Origin of the sequence: Flavihumibacter cheonanensis (assembly GCF_022352215.1) — a bacterium.
GTDB classification, from domain to species: Bacteria; Bacteroidota; Bacteroidia; order Chitinophagales; family Chitinophagaceae; genus Flavihumibacter; species Flavihumibacter cheonanensis.
Genome location: NZ_JAKRWF010000002.1, coordinates 290184 through 311376 on the forward strand (window position 1 = coordinate 290184; position 21193 = coordinate 311376).

At 44.9% G+C, this 21193-nt stretch carries 22 protein-coding genes; 12 read left to right on the plus strand and 10 right to left on the minus strand.

Translation table 11 applies throughout. The annotated features are described in order from the left end of the window. Positions 1 to 38: 38 nt before the first annotated feature. Together MD536_RS10595 and MD536_RS10600 are read right to left on the minus strand one after the other, a co-directional pair. Entirely contained in the window at positions 39 to 1577 is a 1539-nt protein-coding gene (locus MD536_RS10595) for a sulfatase family protein (protein WP_239598811.1), read from the minus strand. Between the two features lie 11 nt (positions 1578 to 1588). Then, the gene (locus tag MD536_RS10600; protein ID WP_239598812.1) at positions 1589 to 2419 is read right to left on the minus strand and encodes a glycoside hydrolase family 16 protein; all 831 of its coding nucleotides are present in this window, start codon (positions 2417 to 2419) and stop codon (positions 1589 to 1591) included. 128 nt (positions 2420 to 2547) lie between these two features. Here MD536_RS10600 and MD536_RS10605 point away from each other — a divergent pair, with 128 nt between their 5' ends. The 4 genes from MD536_RS10605 (at position 2548) to MD536_RS10620 (ending at position 5267) form a co-directional block, all read left to right on the plus strand. Further along, positions 2548 to 3105 carry a hypothetical protein gene (locus tag MD536_RS10605; RefSeq protein ID WP_239598814.1) on the plus strand — a complete coding sequence of 186 codons (558 nt, stop codon included), beginning with the start codon at positions 2548 to 2550 and terminating at the stop codon, positions 3103 to 3105. A 5-nt stretch (positions 3106 to 3110) separates the two neighbouring features. Beyond that, complete coding sequence (locus MD536_RS10610; protein ID WP_239598816.1) at positions 3111 to 3686, plus strand: Crp/Fnr family transcriptional regulator; 576 nt, start codon at positions 3111 to 3113, stop codon at positions 3684 to 3686. Between the two features lie 71 nt (positions 3687 to 3757). Beyond that, positions 3758 to 4186, plus strand: coding sequence for an SRPBCC domain-containing protein (locus tag MD536_RS10615; RefSeq protein WP_239598818.1), 429 nt, complete (start codon positions 3758 to 3760; stop codon positions 4184 to 4186). A 13-nt stretch (positions 4187 to 4199) separates the two neighbouring features. Then, a complete protein-coding gene (locus MD536_RS10620; protein WP_239598820.1) occupies positions 4200 to 5267 on the plus strand; it encodes an acyltransferase family protein in 1068 nt (355 codons plus the stop codon). Between the two features lie 12 nt (positions 5268 to 5279). Here the strand turns inward: MD536_RS10620 and MD536_RS10625 are convergent, their stop codons facing one another. Then, positions 5280 to 7469 (minus strand): alpha/beta fold hydrolase, encoded by a 2190-nt coding sequence (locus MD536_RS10625; RefSeq protein WP_239598822.1) that lies wholly within the window; start codon positions 7467 to 7469, stop codon positions 5280 to 5282. Between the two features lie 83 nt (positions 7470 to 7552). Between MD536_RS10625 and MD536_RS10630 the strand changes: the two genes are divergently transcribed. Next, a complete protein-coding gene (locus MD536_RS10630; RefSeq protein ID WP_239598824.1) occupies positions 7553 to 8110 on the plus strand; it encodes a Crp/Fnr family transcriptional regulator in 558 nt (185 codons plus the stop codon). A 127-nt stretch (positions 8111 to 8237) separates the two neighbouring features. After that, positions 8238 to 8609, plus strand: a complete 372-nt coding sequence (locus MD536_RS10635) for a VOC family protein (RefSeq protein WP_239598826.1) — start codon at positions 8238 to 8240, stop codon at positions 8607 to 8609. Here MD536_RS10635 and MD536_RS10640 read toward each other — a convergent pair. Further along, entirely contained in the window at positions 8599 to 9060 is a 462-nt protein-coding gene (locus MD536_RS10640) for a hypothetical protein (RefSeq protein ID WP_239598828.1), read from the minus strand. The genes MD536_RS10635 and MD536_RS10640 overlap by 11 nt on opposite strands. 99 nt (positions 9061 to 9159) lie before the next feature. Between MD536_RS10640 and paaZ the strand changes: the two genes are divergently transcribed. Continuing rightward, positions 9160 to 11220: a phenylacetic acid degradation bifunctional protein PaaZ gene (paaZ, locus tag MD536_RS10645; protein ID WP_239598830.1), complete on the plus strand. Its 2061-nt coding sequence runs from the start codon at positions 9160 to 9162 to the stop codon at positions 11218 to 11220. Positions 11221 to 11253: 33 nt separating this feature from the next. Next, a complete protein-coding gene (locus MD536_RS10650; RefSeq protein ID WP_239598832.1) occupies positions 11254 to 12036 on the plus strand; it encodes an enoyl-CoA hydratase/isomerase family protein in 783 nt (260 codons plus the stop codon). A gap of 39 nt (positions 12037 to 12075) precedes the next feature. Here the strand turns inward: MD536_RS10650 and MD536_RS10655 are convergent, their stop codons facing one another. Genes MD536_RS10655 through MD536_RS10675 form a run of 5 tightly spaced genes read right to left on the minus strand, consistent with a single transcriptional unit; the run spans position 12076 to position 16794 of the window. Beyond that, the gene (locus tag MD536_RS10655; protein WP_239598834.1) at positions 12076 to 12414 is read right to left on the minus strand and encodes a hypothetical protein; all 339 of its coding nucleotides are present in this window, start codon (positions 12412 to 12414) and stop codon (positions 12076 to 12078) included. Positions 12415 to 12454: 40 nt separating this feature from the next. Then, positions 12455 to 13246, minus strand: a complete 792-nt coding sequence (locus MD536_RS10660; RefSeq protein WP_239598846.1) for a TIGR02757 family protein — start codon at positions 13244 to 13246, stop codon at positions 12455 to 12457. Further along, positions 13243 to 14382 (minus strand): cystathionine gamma-synthase, encoded by a 1140-nt coding sequence (locus tag MD536_RS10665; RefSeq protein WP_239598848.1) that lies wholly within the window; start codon positions 14380 to 14382, stop codon positions 13243 to 13245. The genes MD536_RS10660 and MD536_RS10665 overlap by 4 nt, the downstream gene beginning before the upstream one ends. Before the next feature lie 14 nt (positions 14383 to 14396). Next, positions 14397 to 16256, minus strand: a complete 1860-nt coding sequence (gene asnB / locus MD536_RS10670) for an asparagine synthase (glutamine-hydrolyzing) (protein ID WP_239598850.1) — start codon at positions 16254 to 16256, stop codon at positions 14397 to 14399. A gap of 10 nt (positions 16257 to 16266) precedes the next feature. Further along, positions 16267 to 16794 (minus strand): DUF2911 domain-containing protein, encoded by a 528-nt coding sequence (locus tag MD536_RS10675; RefSeq protein WP_239598853.1) that lies wholly within the window; start codon positions 16792 to 16794, stop codon positions 16267 to 16269. Positions 16795 to 16968: 174 nt separating this feature from the next. Here MD536_RS10675 and MD536_RS10680 point away from each other — a divergent pair, with 174 nt between their 5' ends. Then, positions 16969 to 18264: an acetyl-CoA hydrolase/transferase family protein gene (locus MD536_RS10680; RefSeq protein WP_239598855.1), complete on the plus strand. Its 1296-nt coding sequence runs from the start codon at positions 16969 to 16971 to the stop codon at positions 18262 to 18264. Here the strand turns inward: MD536_RS10680 and MD536_RS10685 are convergent. Then, positions 18242 to 18847 (minus strand): acyl carrier protein phosphodiesterase, encoded by a 606-nt coding sequence (locus MD536_RS10685; RefSeq protein ID WP_239598857.1) that lies wholly within the window; start codon positions 18845 to 18847, stop codon positions 18242 to 18244. The two genes, MD536_RS10680 and MD536_RS10685, sit on opposite strands and share 23 nt — an antisense overlap. 275 nt (positions 18848 to 19122) lie before the next feature. Between MD536_RS10685 and MD536_RS10690 the strand changes: the two genes are divergently transcribed. From MD536_RS10690 to MD536_RS10700, 3 genes are all read left to right on the plus strand, one after another. Continuing rightward, on the plus strand, positions 19123 to 19569 hold the full coding sequence (locus MD536_RS10690) for a hypothetical protein (RefSeq protein ID WP_239598858.1): 447 nt from the start codon (positions 19123 to 19125) through the stop codon (positions 19567 to 19569). A 56-nt stretch (positions 19570 to 19625) separates the two neighbouring features. Then, positions 19626 to 20075 carry a hypothetical protein gene (locus tag MD536_RS10695; protein WP_239598860.1) on the plus strand — a complete coding sequence of 150 codons (450 nt, stop codon included), beginning with the start codon at positions 19626 to 19628 and terminating at the stop codon, positions 20073 to 20075. Positions 20076 to 20176: 101 nt separating this feature from the next. After that, positions 20177 to 21151, plus strand: a complete 975-nt coding sequence (locus MD536_RS10700) for a deoxyhypusine synthase family protein (protein WP_239598869.1) — start codon at positions 20177 to 20179, stop codon at positions 21149 to 21151. Positions 21152 to 21193: the final 42 nt, after the last annotated feature.

Sequence of the window (21193 nt, forward strand, 5' to 3'; positions counted from 1 at the left end):
TTGCTGTAGGATTATCTCAAAAATTTTCTGTTATTCCCTTAAAAAGCAGCCGGTAGAACTGCCTTTTCTACTATTTGACGAGCCTCTTCATCCTCATACCGCCTGATCATTCCCGACAACTCCTTCTTGAGTTTGCGGGTGATTTTTTCATAACCTGCCTTACCAAACAAGTTGTTCATTTCAGAACTGTCGGTTTGCATGTCATACAACTCCCAGCCTTCTACCCGCTTGTAAAACCGGATCAGTTTATACCTGCCATTGCTGATCCCAAAATGCGGCGATACGGCATGCTCCCCATTTTCATAATAATGGTAATAGAGAGTTTTGCGGCCTTTATAATTCGTCTCTTTAAGTAAGGGAAGCAGTGATTGTCCCTGTAGTTTTTCTGTTGACTTTACCCCGGCCAACTCCAGCATCGTAGGTGCTAGGTCCAGGTTCATCACCAAACTGCTATCCACTCTGCCTGGTTGTATCATCTTTGGAAAGCGCATGACCATTGGTGTACGGAAGGATTCTTCATACATGAAACGCTTATCGAACCAGCCATGCTCTCCCATATAAAATCCCTGGTCTGATAAATAAACAACCAGGGTATTTTCGGTTAGTTTATGTCGGTCGAGGTAATCCAGCGCCCTTCCGATATTTCTATCTAAGGAAGCAGCAGTTGCCAGGTAATCCCGCATATAACGCTGGTATTTCCACTCCACGAGTTCTTTTCCAGCTAATCCACGACTATCAAGATCCTGTTTGATAGGACCATAATAAGCATCAAATGCTGCCCGCTGTTCAGGTGTCATGCGCCGAATATTACCATCCTTATCTGCAGCCTCCTTTGAGGGAAACATTTTCAGATCATAACCCATGATCATGGTTTTATCAACCGTCATATCCTGAACTGCTGCTGCTCTGCGCCCCTGGTAAGCATCATAAAAATTAGCGGGTAGTGGAAAATTCACTGTATCAAATCGCCCCATGTCCTGAATATCCGGCATCCAGGTGCGATGCGTTGCTTTGTGCCCGATCACCAGGCAGAAAGGTTTGCTGGTATCTCTGCCATCCAGCCAGTTTTCGGCAATATCTTCAATGATCGTGGTGGCATACCCGTTAATTCTTTCCCGGCTGTTATCCATCTTAATAAAATCAGGGTTGAAATAGGATCCTTGTCCGGGTAACACCTTCCAGTAACTAAATCCCTGCGGGGCACTTTCCAAATGCCATTTCCCTATCCAGGCAGTCTGATACCCCGATCTTGTCAGGTCTTTAATAAAGGTATGTTGTGAACTGTCGAACCGACCGCTGACATTGTCCTTGAATCCATTTTTATGACTGTATCGGCCGGTTAATAAAACAGCGCGACTTGGCCCACATATTGAATTGGTTACATAAGCCCTATTGAAAAGCATGCCTTCTTTTGCGATGCGATCGATAGCAGGTGTTTGGGTTAGCTTACTTCCATAGGCACTGATGGTTTGAAAAGCATGATCATCTGAAATGATAATCAGGATATTCGGACGCTTTTGCTGCGCATGAGCCATCATACCATGCAACAAGAATAGAAAGAACAGAAATTTTTTCATCCGGAATAGTTTTATTGATAGACTCTTACCCAGTCGATACTCATTTTTACCGGCAATTGGTTTACATCCACTTTCCCTACCCAATTTCCACCCAACTGCTGATCTACCAATAAATAAAAAGGTTGATCAAATGGCCACTGGCTCGGGTCTACATCTGTTTTCCTGGGATAGGTAAAGGTAGCTTTTCCGTTCACGAGAAATACCAGCTTGTCGGGATACCATTCCATTGCATACAGATTATAGTCCTCCCTGTTTATAGCTGCTTTTCCAAAATGTGGCGGGTTGCGTTTTTCCTTTAACTCCAGGGTATAGTAGGAATGAACCGTCTGATAAATACTGTCTTCAAAATTCAGATGCTCCATGATATCAATTTCACCTCCTCTTGGATAGGGTCCGTATTTGGTTGTTGCAGGCAGCATCCATATGGCTGGCCATGCACCTTGCGAAGATTCAAGTTTAGCTTTTATCTCCACGCGACCGTATTGCCAGGCATATTTATCTTTTGTATAAATGCCGCCTGTAAGAAAAGGTCTTGGGTCTTTCAAGGTATCCTTATTCAAAACACCAATTAATTCCAGCTTTCCACCCTGCAGATTATAACAGGCAGGTTCAGACGCAGTCATATGCCTGTTCCAGTCAGATTTGCCAGCTGGAATACGGGTCCACTTGGAACTGTCCAAATCCGGGCTGTTAAACTCGTCTGACCATACCAGTTTCCACTTTTTCTCTTCTCTTCCTTTGGATTGCACATACATATAATTATCACTTTCCGCGTATGGCTTTGTTGTACAACTATTGATAAGAAGAAATGAAATTGACAGGAAAACTAAAAATCGCATCATATAACAAGTTTACTTATACCGGCTCCCCAATTGCAGAAAGTTAAATAATTCCCAGCGTTGATTAATCCCTAAATGGCATCAAACGTTTGCGTAAATTGAGTTATACTTCATCTCGTTAAAAGGACAAAATGAAAATATTGGTTATTTCAATTCTGAGTTTGCTGCTGTTTTCTGGTGAGTTTACTATTGCACAGGAGAGCAAATCTGATAAGCTCTCCTGGAGCGCCACTCAAAAATTACAACTGTCCGACTTCAGCATAAAAACTGCCGCACCCAACGAACCTTCTTCTCATGCGGAATTTTCCATCACCTACAAAGCTGGTGGAAAAGAATTGCTCTCTTCCAACCTGAACAAACGTGTACTGAATGAATTCATTCGTACAGGGTCCTGGATCGATACCACCCAGAATGTACAGCAGGCACTGCGGTATCAGCAGGCTTCCTTTGATCTCTGTGAAGTGTATGTGCGTCAATTCAGAAAAGCCTTGTACGATAACAAACCTAAAATCAAGCGACTCTCTTTTGTGGATGAGCTTAATGAAACCTACACCAATGCCTATTCGAAACGCAGATTGGAATACGATTTGGAAACCAAAGCAGGTACGGATCTGGCAGCACAGGAAAAATGGGAGGCTGTTATACAAAAGGAGCTCGATCAATTGAAAGAATACGCGGTAGAAAAATAATCAGTATGTTTTCTGCATTATTTAAGTATTGCTCACAATTGGTGTCCTTCACAAGGGAAGAGCAGCAAATCATTGAAAGCTATTTTAGTATCAGGCAGGTACCCAAAAAATTCACACTCATCCAAAATGGCAAAATAGCACGTGAACTGTATTTCATAAACAAGGGCCTGCTGCGCTTGTATTACACCAAAGACACAGAAGATATTACCGCATTCATTTTTCGGGAACACCTCTTTGCCAGTTCCTATGACAGTTTTCTCCGGCAGGCTCCAAGCATACAGGGATTAGACACGCTGGAAGATGCTGAATTGCTGGTGATCACCTACGATGATCTCAATACGCTTTATAAGAAAGTGCCCCGTATGGAAATCCTGGCAAGGAAAATTGCGGAACAACGCTTTATTAATGCTCAACTGATTTTGTCTTCCTATATTCTTGATAGTCCCGAAGAACGCTGGAAAAAATTTGAAGCAACAAATGGAGACCTCCTGCTTCGCGTACCGCATCATATGATTGCTTCCTTCCTTGGTATTACCCCGGTTTCTCTTAGTCGCATCCGGAAGCGCTTACAGGGTTCCTGAAATTTTCTTTACAAAAGTTAATGAAACCCCGATTGGGTTGGTACTAGCTTTGCTCCAGCAAATCAAACAACATGAACAAAGAAATCAAAACCGAAATCATTATCAATGCCAGCAGGGAAAAGATATGGAACGTCTTAACCGACTTTGAAGCGTATCCGCAATGGAATCCATTTGTTGTCAGGATTGAAGGCAAGCCTATTAAAGGAACCCGCTTGAAAAATACCCTGCAAAATGGCGATAAACAATTTCAATTCAAACCCATTGTTACTGCTGCAGAACCTGGTAAATCCTTCGCCTGGCTCGGCTCCGTACTGATGAAAGGAATATTCGACGGACATCACTCCTTTGAATTGGAAGAGGTTGGTAATGGACAGGTAAAGCTCATCCATTCTGAAAAATTCTCCGGGATACTTAGTGGCTTTATTCTTAAAAAAATTGGAGCAGAAACAAGACAGAATTTTGTTAAATTCAATGAAGCACTAAAGAACAGAGTGGAATAATAGTGCACCCCATATGAAGCCCAACCGCATCGCGTACATTGATAACATCAAAGTGTTGCTGACCTGCCTGGTGGTTGCCCACCACGCTGCCCAGGCATACGGACCAACAGGTGGTGTATGGGTGGTGGACGACCCGTTGAAAGCACAATGGCTTGGGAAGTTCTTCTTTGTTAATGCTTCCTATATGATGGGTTTGTATTTTTTTATTTCGGGATACTTTATGGTATTTAGTGTACGAAATAAAACCGCGACTGTCTTTCTGAAGGATCGGCTGAAAAGACTGGGCATACCCTTGTTGTTTTTTACGTTCCTTGTATTTCTTCCTTTCAATTACCTGGGCGCAGATAAACCCGGCAACCTGGTGAGTTTTTTTCTGGATACCTATTTCAACAAGCCTCCTATTGCAACGGGACATTTATGGTTTGTGGCATCGCTGCTTGCCTATTCTATTATCTACCTTGTGTTTTTCCATAAACTGTTTCTTAAATGGGCTTCAGGTAATCGGTCGCTGAAAGTCTTGCACCTATTGGTGTTTGCCGCAATTATTATTTTATTCGGTGCCGTGATCAGGACCTGGTACCCTATTGATGCCTGGCGCACCTGGGTCATTCCAATTGAACCGGCACACCTGCCCCAGTATTTATTGCTCTTTCTTGGGGGTACTTATTTTCATCATGCGAACTGGCTGAAAGAGCTTAACTGGAAACATGCTCTACCCTTTACAATATTAACTGTTATCGGGTACAGTACCAGTAGTTACTGGATCGGCTCAGCTTTCAGCAAATGGATTTCAGAGCCGTTGCTGGAAACCCTGCTCTGTTTCAGTATCAGTATCAGTCTGATGGCAGGTTTTAGGCAAGGGTTCAATCAACCTAATTCACTCATGAAGCTCCTTTCGGACAATGCGTATGGAATTTACCTGGTTCACCTGCTCCTTGTTATTGTACTGCAAATCCTGGTGCTGAATTTTAATTGGAATCCTAATTTGAAGTTTATTCTTGTTACAATTGTCGGGATTGGCAGTTCATTGCTGGTAACTCACCTGTTGCGAAAAATTCCTGCAGTTAAAAGAATAATTTAGCACATTTGGTATTCATCGTACTTCCATTAACCGGTTCAATGCAGCAATCACTGTTTCCGGTTTTTCATTCTGTATAAAATGACCGCTTTCCACTAATTCAAACCGACTGTTTTTATTTTTTCCAGACCAACTTCTTAGTTCATCGATCCAGATTTTCTTTAACGGAATTTCGGCCTCCGACCATTCCTTAAAACTTCCTGCAGCCAATACTTCTATCTTTCCTTTATACTGTTGATCTGAAATGGAAGCCTGCATCATGGTGGGCAACATTGCATCGAATTCATCCTGCGCTGCCTGGTTGCCGGCATATCGGGTGGTAAAAATTCCTGTATAGATATCCGGATATTCTTTTGCCATCCGGTCATAACTTTCTTTTGTTGCCGGATCCACCAATAACAATCCTTTTGTTTCGGCTGGATACTTCCCAGCAAACGTTCTGGCAAATGCACCGCCCCAACTCCAGCCACCAATGATATATGGTCCTTTTATACCGGCCTTCTTAAGTGCTTCATATAATTCTGCGGCAACCCGGTCGGCTGTTCTTGGCTGTGAACAAGTAATGGATTGCCTATAACCCGGACGATCATACGTAATTACAATGGCGCGTTTAGCTAGTTCCGGAACAATCCTACTCCAACTGGTATGATCGCTGTTACCACCAGCCTCTAACACAATAACCGGACCTTTGCTTCCTGTTTTATACAATACCATTTCATGCCCGTCCACCATCACACGAATCGTATCAGGCCGGTTTGAAAAACCAGCAATTCTGACCGAGGCGCGCCTGTAGCGACTGGAATCTAACTGTACAGACTTCTGATAATTTGCTACCGCCTGGTCATATTTGCCTGCATTCGCCAATGCTTCTCCATAACTGTCATATACATTTGAAGAGTTGGGAAACAATTTCGTATTCAATTCAAATAGCTTCAATGCCCCGGGTAAATCCTGTTGTTCATTCATGCGCTCATACCCCCATCTATTGATCAATCGCTCCGCTCCAGCAAGTGTGTATTGTTTCTTTTCAGCTTCCGGAATGGTCGCAAAATAATCAGTTGCTTCTGCAATGGAACTGCTCTCTATCTTTTTGCGAATGGCGTAGGAAAGTGTTGGTTTTTTTGGTTCCAAAGGAAGTCCATAAACTGTTGCGATTATATCCCTAAACAATAGCGCGGTATTATTGGAAGCATTATCCAGTACTGTAATAAAAATTCTCTCTTCCGGAAACCTGGCTAGCTCTGTCATAAATCCATTTATTCCACCATTGTGCCAGATCATATTGATCACCTTCTTAGGATCCGGCGTTTGAATTTGTTCATTAAACCAGCCATAACCCGCCTTTATATTTTTATCCAGTTCAAGATAGCCATCAAACATTTTTTTCTTCAGGGAGTCAGCCATTAACCTATTCCCATACAATGCCAGGTTCCAAATCATCAGATCTTCCACACTTGAATACATAGAACCTGCTGCGTACGGCAATCCCATATTCAGGTAAGATGCATGTTGATACCCGGATAATTTAGTTTCATACCCGGATGCCCTTCCCGGTATGATATATTCATGCATATCATAGCCCGTTTGTTTCATGCCAAGTGGCTCCAGAATCCTTTGCTTCAATAACTGCTCATAGGTTTTTCCCGTCATTTTTTCAAGAATGGCACCCAGGATAAAATAACCTGAATTGCTGTAGGAAAATTGAGTCCCCGGCTTAAATTCCAGATCACCGCTGCAATAGATCCGAACAAAATCAATTACACTATAGGGCTTGACAGAATTGGGAAAAAAAGATTCATTTTCGGTATAATTGGGAATACCGGAACTATGGGTTAACAACTGATGGATACTTACCTGGCTGCCTGTTTCTTTTCTGTAATTGGTAAGATAGTCGGTGATTTTTCCATTGAGATTCAGTTTGCCCTCCTGTACCAATTGAAGAATCAACATTGCTGTAAATTGTTTGGTCACCGACCCTAACCGAAACCTGGTTTGAGTAGTATTGGGAATCTGCCATTCGTGATTGGCCATTCCGACTGCACCCTTATACACAATAGTATTTCCATTAGCCACCAGCACTGCCCCACTGAATAGACCGTTATCATGATAATACTTCACCAGATTAGCGATACTATCTGATACTGATTGAGTTTTTGCTGTCAATACACTAACTGTAAAGCACAGCAGGAGCAGGCTTTGTTTCATAACACTCATAAGTTAGCCAAAATCCATCAGTATTATAATTATATGTCATGTTTTAATTCTGCGTTGCCCTTAACTTCGGGATTATGTCATCCATTTTATCAGGCGGATTTGGAAATTTCAGTCTCTCAGAAATGGACCTGCTGCAATCTGCCTTATTGCCGAAAGAAATTACAAAGGGAGCCTGTCTGCTGAAACCCGGACAAATCTGCCAGTCCCTGTATTTTATCAGCTCAGGTTCTTTTATTCAGTTTAAAGAGAAGGATGAAATCGATCAGCAGATCATTGACCTGCACGTGGACCAGGAATGGATGCTCAACCAGCAAAGTTTTGTCAGGCAACAACCCTCCGAAACTTTTATCCAGGCCTTTATGGATAGCCATGTGTATGAATTAACCATAACGAAGCTGCATGAGTTGATTAATCGTTCATCTTCTTTTTTTCAACTGGCCCGCTTACTCGAACCTACGCCCTCCCGAATAAAACTTTTTGACGACCAGTTGAGTCCGGTCGCGAAATACCAGTTTGTACTGGACCACAGACCCTCCTTACTACAAGCATTCCCATTAAAAATAATTGCCTCCTACCTCAAGATCACACCAGAAACCCTGAGTAGGGTTAGGGAAAAATTATCCAGCCGCTGATCGTACTTGATTTGAATCAAGCAACAACTTGAAACAGCGCCAGTAGTTTTGGTACTATTAATAATAAGCACATGCTTCACTGCTTCAGTTTAATTTTATTCAGGAAATCCCCTTCAAAAGATCAAGTATGACAAATAAAGTCCTCAGCATTCGCCCCTTTATTGGCGCCAAAGATTTTGAACGTTCCCGCGAATTTTACCGGGATCTTGGTTTTGAAGAAATGGTACTGGAAAAAAACCTCTGCGTGTATAAACTTGGTAACCTGTCTTTTTACCTGCAGAATGCCTATGTAAAAGACTGGATAGACAATACTATGGTTTTTATGGAAGTGGCAGATGTCGAGTCCTTCTACCAGGAACTCAGCCAGCTAAACCTGCCCTCCAAATATCCGGAAGTTCGCCTCCTGCCCATCCGTTATAATCACTGGGGTGATGAATGTTTTCTTCACGACCCCTCTGGTATTTTATGGCATTTCGGAACGTTTAAAACTACTTCTTAAACAGGGAATCCGCTACCCGTAAACTTTCCAGAATCGCATTCTTCACCTTATCTACTTTTTCCTGCTCGGTTTTAAGATAGGTGAGCCGCACTTCCTGGTTATCACGGGCGGAGTCTACATTGAACTCCTCCATCCAGGTATTCATGCCGTATTCTGCATAATTCAGGTCTTCCTGTAAGTCCATCAGCGCCTGTTGCAGGGTTTCCTTATTGGCACCAGATGTTTTATTCAAACTATCCAAAGCCGCCTGGGCCTGCTTCTGAGCTTCTTTGATCTTGCCCATTTTTGCCATCCCCACATCATGTCCCTCCATTACCAGTTTGAACAGGCTATCCTCAGGGGTTTTAGCCACATCCGAAAAGCCATCGGTACGATGTCCTGCATGCTCATCTGCATTATTACAGGCAGTTAACAACAAAATACCGGCGGCCAAAAGGAGGGATGCTTTCATAATTTGTGGTTTTCAATAGTGCAAATATGCAAGGTTTTAGCATTTCATCCCACCCTAATCCTTGCATTATGAACTATTTTGCAATTTCAAATGCTTGCTATGAATAAATTGGAAAACTTTGTTACCGGTCGGTGGATCACTGGCGATGGAGAAGGCCAGGCTCTGTTTAATGCGGTTACCGGTGAAACGCTGGCCCATGCCAGTTCAAAAGGGCTCGATTTTAAAGCGATGACGGAGTATGCCCGCACGGTGGGTAATCCTGCCCTTCGCAAAATGACTTTTCATGAAAGAGGTCGCATGCTTCGCGCGCTGGCCCTGCATCTTCAAAAAGAATTACCCCGCTTTTATGAAATCTCTTACCAGACCGGCGCCACCAGGGCCGATAGCTGGATTGATATTGAAGGGGGGATTGGCAACCTGTTTTCATATGCCTCCCTTCGAAGAAAATTCCCCAACCAGCCTTATACCATGGATGGCGAAAGTCATAACCTGAGCAAGGCTTCCACTTTTATGGGAACCCACCTACTTGTTCCAAAAGAAGGGGTAGCCGTCCATATTAATGCTTTCAATTTTCCGGTTTGGGGCATGCTCGAAAAAGTAGCTGTTAACTGGCTGGCTGGTATGCCTGCAATTGTAAAACCCGCCACCGTTACCTGTTTTCTGACTGAAGCTGTTGTGCGCTCTATTGTAGATTCGGGTATCCTGCCCCCCGGTGCGCTCCAGCTGATCTGTGGCTCTGCCGGCGATCTGCTGGACCATGTGCAAAGCCAGGATGTGATCACATTTACAGGATCTGCTTCCACCGGTTTGAAACTCAAATCACACCCGATAATCCTGCGCGAATCGGTTCCCTTTAATATGGAAGCCGATTCCCTGAACTGTATCATCCTGGGTGAAGATGTAGAGCCCGGATCACCTGATTGGGATGTCTTCATTAAAGAAGTGCGAAAGGAAATGACAGTGAAGGCAGGCCAAAAATGTACTGCCATCCGTCGGGTTTTTGTACCAGAGAATAAGATGGAAGCGGTCTGGAAAGCAGTGGCTAACGCCCTCGAACAAACGACAATCGGCAATCCTAAAAATGAAAAAGTGAGAATGGGGGCACTAGCCGGACAAACACAAAAATCTGAAGTGCTGGAACAGGTGAGCAAACTGCTGGCAGGTTCTCAGTTGGTATATGGATCGCTGGATAGTGTGCAGGTAATTGATGCCGATCCTTCAAAAGGAGCTTTTATCAGTCCGCTTTTATTAGTGAATGATAAACCCTTCCAACAGTCAGCCTCACACGAAGTAGAAGCCTTCGGTCCGGTTAGTACCATCATGCCTTATAAATCTGCTTCAGATGCGATTGCATTATCACGGATGGGTAAAGGCTCCCTGGTGAGTTCTATTGTTACCAGTGATCCTGGCCTGGCCCGCGATTATGTATTGGGTGCTGGTCCCTGGCATGGCCGCATCCTGGTTTTAAACCAGTCCTGCGCAAAAGAATCTACCGGGCATGGATCTCCTCTCCCTCTATTGGTGCATGGGGGTCCGGGGCGTGCAGGAGGAGGAGAAGAAATGGGGGGAATCAGAGGCGTCAAACATTATATGCAGCGACTGGCCATACAGGGCAGCCCCGATATGATTACTGCCATCACACAAGTGTATCAACCAGGCACCAATGGCCGGGAAGACCGGATCCATCCATTCCGGAAATACTTTGAGGAACTGCAGGTAGGGGATCAGTTGCTGACAGGAAAACGCACCATTACTGAGACAGATATCGTAAATTTTGCTAACTTAAGCTGGGACCATTTCTACGCCCATACCGATCATACTTCCCTTGAAGGAACCTTGTTTGAAAAGCCGGTAGCCCATGGTTACCTGATACTGAGTGCCGCAGCCGGACTCTTTGTAGACAGCAGTGCCAAAGGCCCCGTACTTCTGAATTATGGAATCGATGAATTGCGCTTTGTGAAACCTGTGTATGCGGGTTCAACTATCCAGGTGCGCTTTACCTGCAAGGAAAAAATCGACCAGGAAAAGAAACTGGATACTGATTTGCCAAAAGGAATCGTTAAATGGATGGTGGAAGTGATGGACGAGACCGGCGAGCAAGTAGCAATTGCAACTATTTTAACAATGGTGCAAAAGCAATCGGATGAACCAAGTAAATAAGCAAGCGTTTTAAATAAAGTAAATTAAAAACCTATGATCCATGAAGTTCAGGGCGGCCATGTGCAGGCCGAAATACATAAAGGCATAGCTACCATTGAGTTCTTTCACCCCCAGGGAAATTCACTGCCGGGTAAATTATTGAATGAATTGGCAAAGGAAATTCATTCCGCAGGTCATAATAAAGAAGTGCGTGTGATTGTGCTGCGATCGGCGGGTGAGAAAGCGTTTTGTGGTGGTGCTTCCTTTGATGAATTAATGGCGATTACCACCCCGGAAGAAGGGCAGGCTTTCTTTAATGGGTTTGCCCAGGTGATCAATGCCATGCGTAAGGTGCCGGTGCTGATCATCGGCCGGATACATGGAAAATGTGTGGGTGGTGGAGTCGGTTTGGCAGCTGCTTGTGATTATGCCATCGCCGTCGAAGGGGCTGAAATAAAACTCAGCGAACTGGCTGTTGGAATCGGACCCTTTGTAGTTGGACCAGCAGTTGAAAGAAAAATAGGAACCTCTGCATTTTCTCAGTTGGCTATTGATGCCGCGATGTGGAGAAATGGTGACTGGGCCCGCAGAAAAGGTCTCTTTGCAGAACTCCATCCAAATCTGGATAGTATGGATGAATCCATCTTCCGGTTATCTACTACCCTGGCTGCTTCATCACCAGAAGCCATGCAGGAAATGAAAAAAATGTTCTGGAAAGGCACGGATCACTGGGACCAGCTGCTGACGGAGCGTGCTGCCATCAGCGGCCGCCTGGTGCTGAGTTCCTTCACCCGAACAGCCATTCAAAAATTCAAAGAAAAGGCAGTAAAAGCCTGATCTTCTCCCCACCCGTCCGGTGGCACCGGACGGGTGGGATTACCAGCGATCTTCTTCATTCTCCGGCGGCGGTTGTTGAAACTGCTGCCGGGTTTTTATTTTCTGTAGCTGACGTTCTATGATCAGGTCTGCAATGATGAAGGCCGCATCCTCTCCAACTTTCTCTTGCAGTAGGAATTTTAGCTTGTTTTCACTGATATCCACGCGGTACAAGACCCGGATCAGCTCGGAAAAGTTGTGCTGAATTAGCTCATTCACCCATGCCGCCAGTGCAGTACGCAATCCTGACCAACCTTCGGTATACGGAACCAGGTCCTGCCCGGTCAGTTTTTCCAGCTCCTGCTGAACTACTAATATATCGTCTAAAGAATTTTCCATGTAATTCACCCGTCCGGTGCCACCGGACGGGTGAGGAAAGTTAGAATTTTTCGATGACGCCGAGGGCGAAAAGCGCATAATCATATTTGACAGGATCAGTAGGATCGAGGCGACGCAGCCAGGCTGTGAGTTCAAGGGCTGCCTGCCAGTCGAGCGCCTCCCGATGAAGCAACCCAAATCGCCGCGCCACCCGGGCTACATGCAGATCAATGGGGATCACCAGCTGAGCAGGAGAAATGCCTTTCCACAATCCAAAATCCACTCCTCCATCTGCTGGCCGAACCATCCAGCGCAGGTACATGTTCAGGCGCTTGCAGGTGGAGCCGCGGAAAGGTGCTGCAATATGTTTTCGGGTGCGCGCAGGAATTTCAATCGCATCTGCCTTCTCCCAAACAGCTCCGAAAAAATAACTGTAAAACCCATTCAGGCTTCCTGTCGTATCCTTATCGCGATTGCCCATACCCGTTAGAAAGGCTGTTTCCAGTGAATCATGCCTGGAATAATGCTGCTTTAACACCTCCACGAAATAAAGCAGGTCAGTGGCGGTAAAGGTTCTGTGTTTGAAAGAAAGCAATCCACGCAAATCATCAGCCCCATGGTGGAGTACAAATTCATGCGGACGCATATCCATCCGTTGCATCAACTCCCGGCTTTTAGCAATAATCGTAGTTCGATTACCCCAGGCAAAAACTGCTGCAAACAAACCTGCTATTTCAATATCCGCACGGGCAGTAAACAAATGAGGAATACAAACCGGGTCCGCCTCAATAAACGAAGGCCGATTGTATTCCTCAACTTTTCGATTCAGAAATTCTATCAGATTTTTTTTCACCCAATCGCTCTTGCCAGGTCTTCAATCAGATCATCCGCATCTTCCACTCCCACACTTAGCCTAATCAATGAATCAGACAAACCATTTTTGATTCGCTCTTCCCGCGGGATGGAAGCATGGGTCATAGAAGCAGGATGATTGATCAGCGATTCAACACCACCCAGGCTCTCCGCCAGGGAAAACAAATGGGTGCCAGACAACACTTTTTTCGCGGCCTCTACAGAATTGTCTTTCAGTTCGAAACTCATCATACCACCGAACCCGCGCATCTGTTTTTTCGCTACCGAATAACCGGGATGATCTTCAAAGCCACACCAGTATACTTTTCCAATTTTAGGGTGATTGCGTAACCAATGCGCGATCTTCTCTCCATTTTCACAATGCCGCTGCATGCGCAGGTGCAGGGTTTTGATACCCCGGAGCACGAGGAAACAATCCATCGGTCCGGGTACCGCGCCACAACTTTTCTGGATAAAATACAGCTGATCGTATAATCCCTTTTCATTCACCACCAGGGCACCCTGGATCACATCACTATGTCCGCCCAGGTATTTGGTTGAGGAATGCATCACAATATCTGCCCCGTTATCAAGCGGGTTTTGCAAATAAGGAGAGGCAAACGTGTTGTCCACACAAAGCAATGCTCCTCTGCTTTTCGCGATATTTGAGATAGCCGCGATATCACCAATATTCATCAAAGGATTCGTAGGTGTTTCCAGCCAGATCAACTTGGTAGCCGCACTCATGGCAGCTTCTACTGTCTCCAGTGAACCCATATCCACATACTTGAACTTAATGCCAAAGCGCTCAAATACTTTAGTAAAAAGGCGATAGGTGCCTCCATACAAATCATTCCCCGTAACCACTTCATCTCCGGGAGCCAGTAGTTTCAATACCGCATCGGTTGCTGCCACACCACTTGAAAAAGCCAGACCATACTGACCATTTTCAATAGTAGCCAGCGCTTCTTCCAGTGCTTTTCGGGTCGGGTTCTGGGATCGTGCATATTCAAATCCCTTGTTCACCCCCGGCGCTTCCTGCACATAGGTAGAGGTCATGTATACCGGGGTCATGATCGCACCGGTGGATGGATCCGGCTCCATACCGGCATGAATAAACTTGGTTCCAATTTTCATTGAGCAATAATTTTTTATGTAGCGAATAAAGTCCCGAGGACCAGTACCCTCCAATCATATACCTGGCTGGCACCTGTGCCTTCAATGGGCCGGTCAAGATAGCGCTTTTGGAAGATTCCCCGATCAACCAGCAGTTCCCGGGCAGCAAAGATCTTTTGCTTCACCCGCGCATCCTGCATCCAGGTTGCCTGGGGAGGTTCATAGCCTATTTTTCGTTTTTGCCATACGATCGAGGCAGGCAGCTGCTCTTTCATAGCATCGCGCAACACCCACTTGGTATAACCGTTCTGCATCTTTTGCCGGGAAGGAAGTCCTGCCGCCAATTCCATAACATTATGTTGCAGATACGGCAGGCGGATTTCTCTCCCGAATGCCATGCTGTTGCGATCCGCATAACGTAGCAATTCAGGAAGCCGGCCCATGGTCAGATCAAAATATAATATATCCTGCAGAGAGGTTACAAGTGGTTTATATAGTTGTTCCTTGCGGAAACCTGCTTCCAGATAGGCAGCATCTACAAAAGGAATGCGCTCCACAGCAGCCACCTGTTTTTTAATCAGTTGCTCCTGCGCCACTTGTGGAAACCAGGCAGCAAAGCGATTTTTCCATCCCCAGCCTCCCTTCCAGCCATGCGCTGTAAAAGCTTCCAGTTCCCTTTTGAAATCAGATCGGGGACCGGTTCTCCAAAGCTCCTGCAGGAACCAGTGAATATAGGAGTCATATCCTCCTAGTAGCTCATCTGCACCCTGACCATCTAATAAAACAGTCACGCCCTCGCTGGCTGCCAGTTCCATCACCTGAAATTGTACCAGTGCACTGGCTGATTCCACCGGCATTTCCTGGTGATAGAGCATCCGATCCAGGTTTCTTAATAGATCCTCTACTGTTGGCGTACAGGTAACAGATCGAATGCCCAACTGACTGGTTAGCTCTTTTATCAACCCCGATTCATCTTTCTCGAATCCGGGAAATACGGCTGAAAAACCGGTCCAGTTTTCTGCACCCAATTCTTTCACCAGGCAGGCTATGGAAGAGCTGTCTAGTCCTCCACTGAGGGAAGACCCTACCGGAACATCTGATCGTAACCGTTTCCGGATGGATTCCTTCAGCAGGGCACGAAATCCACCCGTCCGGTGGCACCGGACGGGTGGCACCGGACGGGTGGAGTGAAGATCCCAATAGCGTTCAGTTTCCAATTGCCCCCATATCCCATTGCCAATTTTCAACAGGGCCCGATGAGCCGGTGGCAGTTGAACTATATCCTGGTAAAAACTTTGTTCAGGGTGAAGAGGGATGCCCGTGACACCGGCACCCAAATAGAGTAACACCTGGTGTGGATCCGGATTTTTTGGTACGCCAACTGCCCAAAGCGCTTTCATTTCAGAAGCAAAAAGGAATCGCCCTTCCTGCCAGGTAAAAAACAAGGGCTTTTCTCCCATCCGGTCGCGGGCCAGGAACAACTCAGCCTTTTCCGTATCCCAAATGGCGAAAGCAAACATCCCATCAAACTGTTCCACACAAGATGCCCCGTATTCCTGGTAGGCCGCCAGTATCACTTCCGTATCAGAGGCTGTGTCAAATCGGTAACCCTGTGCCAGTAAGGATTCACGTAACTCTTTAAAGTTGTAAATCTCTCCATTATAGATAATGGTAAACCGGTTGCCATACTGCATAGGTTGAGCAGCAGCAGGAGAAACATCGATAACTGATAATCGCCGGTGGCCAAAATAAACCTGATTGCTGTCGTCCTTCCAAAAGCCTTCACCATCCGGGCCACGATGCGCCAGGGCTGTTGTCATTTCATGAATCTCGCGGATCTGTTTGTCCGGCTCCGCAGAGCAAGTTTCTGTTATGATGCCGGCTATTCCACACATGATATAAAAATCAGAAGAAGCTGATAGGTACGCGTACCATTTCAGTGTCCCATCCAATGAAAAGACTCACGCCGCCATTGCTTTTATCAAAATACATGCTGAAGGATTCCAATGCATCTGAATTGTGTTGAACAGGAACTTCCGTACGAACCACATCCTTCTTCGGGTCATATAAAAAAGCACCCCAAACATCGGTATCCTTATTCAGAATGATCGTCCATTTATCAGTGGTTGGGATGGCGTACATTGTATAACGACCTTTTTTCACCCGGGCGGCACCAATCTTTGCATCACGGTACAATTCAATTTCTGTGGCCTCATTGGCTCCGAGTCGCCAGATACTTCCGTATTCCACTAATTCTCCAAAAACTTTTCTTCCATTTTTCTGAGGGCGACTATAAGTAACTCTTGCCATCAACGGTTCATTCGCTTTTTCCTGGATCCTCAGAATGGGATAATTAACCGGATAATAGCTGAAGTCAAGAGGAGATTTATCAACCGGCGGAAATTTGGATTGGGCATTGAGATGCAGCTGCATACAACAAACTAATCCTAATAAGATTCCAGTCTTACGAACTTGAGCAATAGTAATCATGCAATTCTTCCTTTTCAGCTTCAAAAATAAGGATGCGATCCAACAATGCTAACCGGTTTTTATGACAAGAATCAGGAATCCCCCGGTTTTCGTCTTATATTTTTGCAAAAAATTCGAATGCGACCTCCTATCCACTACGTATCCGCTGAAGAAGCCCTCTCTGTTGTGCAATCAGGCAATCGTGTATTTGTGCAGGGCAGCGCCCAGACTCCCTCTTACATGATGAAAAAACTGGCGGAGCAAAAGGACCGGCTGAAGGATGTTGAGTTAGTCAACATTTCTGTTTACGGCGATATGGTAGTAGATAAACCGGAATACCAGGGTCATTTTCAGATCAACTCACTTTTTGTATCAGCCAGTATAAGGGAAGCTGTGCAGGCTGGTCGCGCTGATTATGTTCCTGTATTCCTCAGCGAAATTCCGGAGCTGTTTAAGCAGGGCATCCTTCCTATTGATGTTGCTATTGTACATGTATCCGTGCCGGATGCGCATGGATATTGTTCCCTGGGTGTTTCTGTAGACATTGCACGTTCAGCGGTTAATACTGCCCGTTATGTAATTGCACAGGTGAATCCAAATGTTCCCCGCACGCATGGAGATGGCATGATTCACGTGAATCGTTTCCACGCGATGGTATACCAGGAAGCCCCTCTTCATGAAGCAAGGTTTGGAGAAAAATCAGGCGAAGCAGAAAACAAGATAGGAGCCTATATAGCCGGCATGATTGAAGATCGCAGTACCTTACAAATGGGCATCGGTGCCATTCCAGATGCCGTGTTGCGCTGCCTGGGAAATCATAAAGACCTGGGTGTGCATACAGAAATGTTTAGCGATGGCATCATCGACCTCGTTGAAAACGATGTCATCAATAATAAATACAAAGTCATCCACCCGAATAAATCAGTAGTAGGATTTGCACTCGGAACAAAGCGTTTATACGACTATGTGAATGATAATCCGGCTTTTGCATTTTTGGATATTGATTATGTAAACGAGAGTTCAGTAATCCGGCGCAATCCCAAAATGGTTGCTATCAACAGTGCAGTAGAAATTGATTTAACCGGGCAGGTATGTGCAGATAGTATTGGGACTTTTCAATATTCTGGAATAGGCGGCCAAATGGATTTCATGAGAGGAGCGGCTTTGAGTCCGGGTGGCAAACCCATTATTGCACTGCCTGCTCGTACCGCAAAAGGCATCTCAAGAATAGTTCCTTTTCTTAAAACAGGAGCCGGGGTTGTGACCACGCGTGGACATATTCACTATGTGGTAACCGAATACGGTATTGCCTATTTATATGGAAAAAACCTTCGGCAGCGGGCGAAGGCATTGATTGATATTGCGCATCCGGAGGATCGCGAAATGTTGGAGAAAGCAGCTCATGAGCGATTTAAGATATTTCCGGTCGAGTAAGCTGGCGCCGGTATTCATCCCCCACATGCAGCAGCAATTCAGGGAAAAAGCGCTGGAAGCAGGACTGCAGTAATTCATATTCCGCTTCAAAGGCTTCAAATGCAGGCTGGAAATTATCAAGATACTTCGCCCTGCGAACCAGTCCTTCCATGCTTCTTTCGATGCCCCATTTCTCTTTATAATTGAGCAACCAGTTTTGTTCTTTCATGTAAGGAAACATGCGACTGAACTGATCCGGGAAATGAACCGCTTGTCCTTCTAATTCACCGTACACCCACTGACTAAAATCATGCAGGCTGTTTCCAGGAAACACCAATTCATCGGTTGCGAGGAAATGATCATACACCACATCTACAAATGCGGAGGCATATAAACCAACAGCTGGTTTAAAAACCTTTTTAGCGATGGCATTCACCGGATGATCATCTGTAAACGTATCAATGGCTCTATGCAATTCGATTCCTCTGAGTACTGCAGAAGGGTATTCAAACTTCTTTTTCCCTTTCACGAAATCGCTGATCAGGTTCCCTAACAGCAGCTCCGGCTGGCGAAAAGAAAGATAGGCATGCGCTAAAAAGTTCATATTTAAATATAGGCAGTTTCCACTTCTCTAATTTAACCATGGGTTAACCCAGATTTACTTTTTATTTAACAAATTTTACCAACTGCCCTTCCAGCCTGCATTTCAGCCGATTTTTCAACACCCGGAACAGCTAATCTTTTCAGGTACTTATCAAATATTTACTTTAAGCAACCACCAATCACTATTTGCTTGACACGGGTCTGTAACCTTTCTACTTTTACATCGTCAAACTATTCAAACAGACATTAATCATTAAACCTTTCAAATTTTATTGTATGAAAAAGTTCATCTTAATCGCCGCTACAGCTTTTGTAAGCCTGGCCAGTTTCGCAAGTGTTGATCCTATTACAGGAAAAGTTCTGGAAGCATTCCGCACTGAGTTTGCTTCAGCAAAAAATGTTCAGTGGAAATCCCTGGATGATGCCGGATTGTTCCAGGCAACCTTCTCTTTCCGCAACACTGAACTGAGCGCATTTTATGATGCAGAAGGATCACTGGTAGCAACTGCACGTTACATTGATATTGCAAGTTTACCAATTATGGTAACTAAAGCAATCCAGGAAAGATATCCTGAGCATGTAATGAAGAATGTAATTGAGCACATTGCTAACGGAAGCACTACTTATCATGTAACCTTACACGGTGTGAAGTCTAGCATGATCGTATCAGCTTCACCTGCAGGAAATCTCAGTGTATTCAAAAAAATTAAAAACAAACTGTAACCTTTATTGACGATCTGCGTCAAATAAGTATCACTCAAATATTCAAACCTTAAGCAATGAAAAAGTTCATGACTACTCTGGTAGTAGTAACACTCAGCCTCACCAGCCTCTTCGCAAACAACAGTAAGAATCGCAACAACGTTGACGAGCGTGTAGAGAAAAGTTTCAAAAAAGAATTCGCATCTGCACAGCAGGAAAGCTGGAGCCGCGTAAACAACCTGAACAAAGTTCAGTTCACAATGAATGGCCAGGTATTATTTGCCTACCTCGACGATGAAGGCACCCTGGTTGGTGTATACCGTAACATTCTTTCTACGCAACTTCCAATTTCACTGATGACAGAAATTAAAGAAGAGTATTCCAATTACTGGATCTCTACCCTTTTCGAAGTAGCTAATGATGGTGTAACAACCTATTATATTACCCTGGAAAATGCAGACCATCAACTGGTTCTTAAAAGCGAGAACAGCGCCAGTTGGACAACATTCTCCAAAACAAGAAAGTAAACAGGACGGTTTTTTCTCTGAGGTTTTGTTGGAAAGTCAGCCCCACCCCGTAAGGTGGGGTTTTTTATTTTACCTTTGGCCTCGAATAAATTTTAGAAAACATGAGTAAAGGTCCCGTTTCTCAATTCATCCAGCATCATTACCGGCATTTTAACGCAGCTGCCCTGGTAGATGCTGCCAAAGGTTATGAACAGCATTTGCTGGATGGAGGAAAAATGATGATTACCCTGGCTGGGGCAATGAGTACCGCAGAGCTGGGTGTTTCACTGGCTGAAATGATCCGCCAGGATAAAGTACAGATCATCTCCTGTACCGGAGCCAACCTGGAAGAAGATATTATGAACCTGGTTGCACACAGTCATTATAGAAGAATTCCCAATTACCGTGACCTGACTCCGCAGCAGGAGTGGGATTTGCTGGAGCAGGGATTAAACCGTGTTACCGATACCTGCATCCCTGAAGAAGAAGCGTTCCGTAAGATTCAGCACCATATTGCCAAACTCTGGAAAGATGCAGATGCTGCCGGCGAACGCTATTTCCCCCACGAATACATGTATAAACTCCTGAACAGTGGAGTAATGAAGGATGATTATGAAATTGATCCTAAAGACAGCTGGATGATTGCTGCCGCGGAGAAAAATCTGCCCATTATTGTAGGTGGCTGGGAAGATTCCACCATGGGTAACATTTTTGCTTCCTATGTGATTAAAAATGAAGTGAAGGCGTCTACCATGAAGAGCGGTATTGAGTACATGGTATGGCTGGCCGATTGGTATCGTCATAATTCAGGAGGAAAGGGTGTAGGCTTTTTCCAGTTGGGTGGTGGTATTGCGGGTGATTTCCCCATCTGTGTTGTGCCCATGATGTACCAGGACCTGGAATGGCATGATGTTCCTTTCTGGAGCTATTTCTGCCAGGTGAGTGATTCCACCACTTCTTATGGATCCTATTCCGGTGCAGTTCCCAATGAAAAGATTACCTGGGGTAAACTGGGTATCGATACGCCGAAATACATCGTTGAAAGTGATGCTACGATAGTGGCACCGTTGATATTTGCTTATATATTAGGATGGTGAAAAGTGAAAGGTGAAAGGTGAAAAAGCTGAGTGCTACATTCA

What these genes read in the sequence shown, in the direction of transcription:
- MD536_RS10655 (WP_239598834.1), bottom strand. Translation starts at nt 12,414, where the DNA reads ATGGAAAATTCTTTAGACGATATATTAGTAGTTCAGCAGGAGCTGGAA.
- paaZ (WP_239598830.1), top strand. Translation starts at nt 9,160, where the DNA reads ATGAATAAATTGGAAAACTTTGTTACCGGTCGGTGGATCACTGGCGAT.
- MD536_RS10600 (WP_239598812.1), bottom strand. Translation starts at nt 2,419, where the DNA reads ATGATGCGATTTTTAGTTTTCCTGTCAATTTCATTTCTTCTTATCAAT.
- MD536_RS10640 (WP_239598828.1), bottom strand. Translation starts at nt 9,060, where the DNA reads ATGAAAGCATCCCTCCTTTTGGCCGCCGGTATTTTGTTGTTAACTGCC.
- MD536_RS10630 (WP_239598824.1), top strand. Translation starts at nt 7,553, where the DNA reads ATGTCATCCATTTTATCAGGCGGATTTGGAAATTTCAGTCTCTCAGAA.
- MD536_RS10695 (WP_239598860.1), top strand. Translation starts at nt 19,626, where the DNA reads ATGAAAAAGTTCATGACTACTCTGGTAGTAGTAACACTCAGCCTCACC.
- MD536_RS10690 (WP_239598858.1), top strand. Translation starts at nt 19,123, where the DNA reads ATGAAAAAGTTCATCTTAATCGCCGCTACAGCTTTTGTAAGCCTGGCC.
- MD536_RS10615 (WP_239598818.1), top strand. Translation starts at nt 3,758, where the DNA reads ATGAACAAAGAAATCAAAACCGAAATCATTATCAATGCCAGCAGGGAA.
- asnB (WP_239598850.1), bottom strand. Translation starts at nt 16,256, where the DNA reads ATGTGTGGAATAGCCGGCATCATAACAGAAACTTGCTCTGCGGAGCCG.
- MD536_RS10610 (WP_239598816.1), top strand. Translation starts at nt 3,111, where the DNA reads ATGTTTTCTGCATTATTTAAGTATTGCTCACAATTGGTGTCCTTCACA.
- MD536_RS10665 (WP_239598848.1), bottom strand. Translation starts at nt 14,382, where the DNA reads ATGAAAATTGGAACCAAGTTTATTCATGCCGGTATGGAGCCGGATCCA.
- MD536_RS10675 (WP_239598853.1), bottom strand. Translation starts at nt 16,794, where the DNA reads ATGCAGCTGCATCTCAATGCCCAATCCAAATTTCCGCCGGTTGATAAA.
- MD536_RS10685 (WP_239598857.1), bottom strand. Translation starts at nt 18,847, where the DNA reads ATGAACTTTTTAGCGCATGCCTATCTTTCTTTTCGCCAGCCGGAGCTG.
- MD536_RS10650 (WP_239598832.1), top strand. Translation starts at nt 11,254, where the DNA reads ATGATCCATGAAGTTCAGGGCGGCCATGTGCAGGCCGAAATACATAAA.
- MD536_RS10680 (WP_239598855.1), top strand. Translation starts at nt 16,969, where the DNA reads ATGCGACCTCCTATCCACTACGTATCCGCTGAAGAAGCCCTCTCTGTT.
- MD536_RS10700 (WP_239598869.1), top strand. Translation starts at nt 20,177, where the DNA reads ATGAGTAAAGGTCCCGTTTCTCAATTCATCCAGCATCATTACCGGCAT.
- MD536_RS10620 (WP_239598820.1), top strand. Translation starts at nt 4,200, where the DNA reads ATGAAGCCCAACCGCATCGCGTACATTGATAACATCAAAGTGTTGCTG.
- MD536_RS10595 (WP_239598811.1), bottom strand. Translation starts at nt 1,577, where the DNA reads ATGAAAAAATTTCTGTTCTTTCTATTCTTGTTGCATGGTATGATGGCT.
- MD536_RS10635 (WP_239598826.1), top strand. Translation starts at nt 8,238, where the DNA reads ATGACAAATAAAGTCCTCAGCATTCGCCCCTTTATTGGCGCCAAAGAT.
- MD536_RS10605 (WP_239598814.1), top strand. Translation starts at nt 2,548, where the DNA reads ATGAAAATATTGGTTATTTCAATTCTGAGTTTGCTGCTGTTTTCTGGT.
- MD536_RS10625 (WP_239598822.1), bottom strand. Translation starts at nt 7,469, where the DNA reads ATGAAACAAAGCCTGCTCCTGCTGTGCTTTACAGTTAGTGTATTGACA.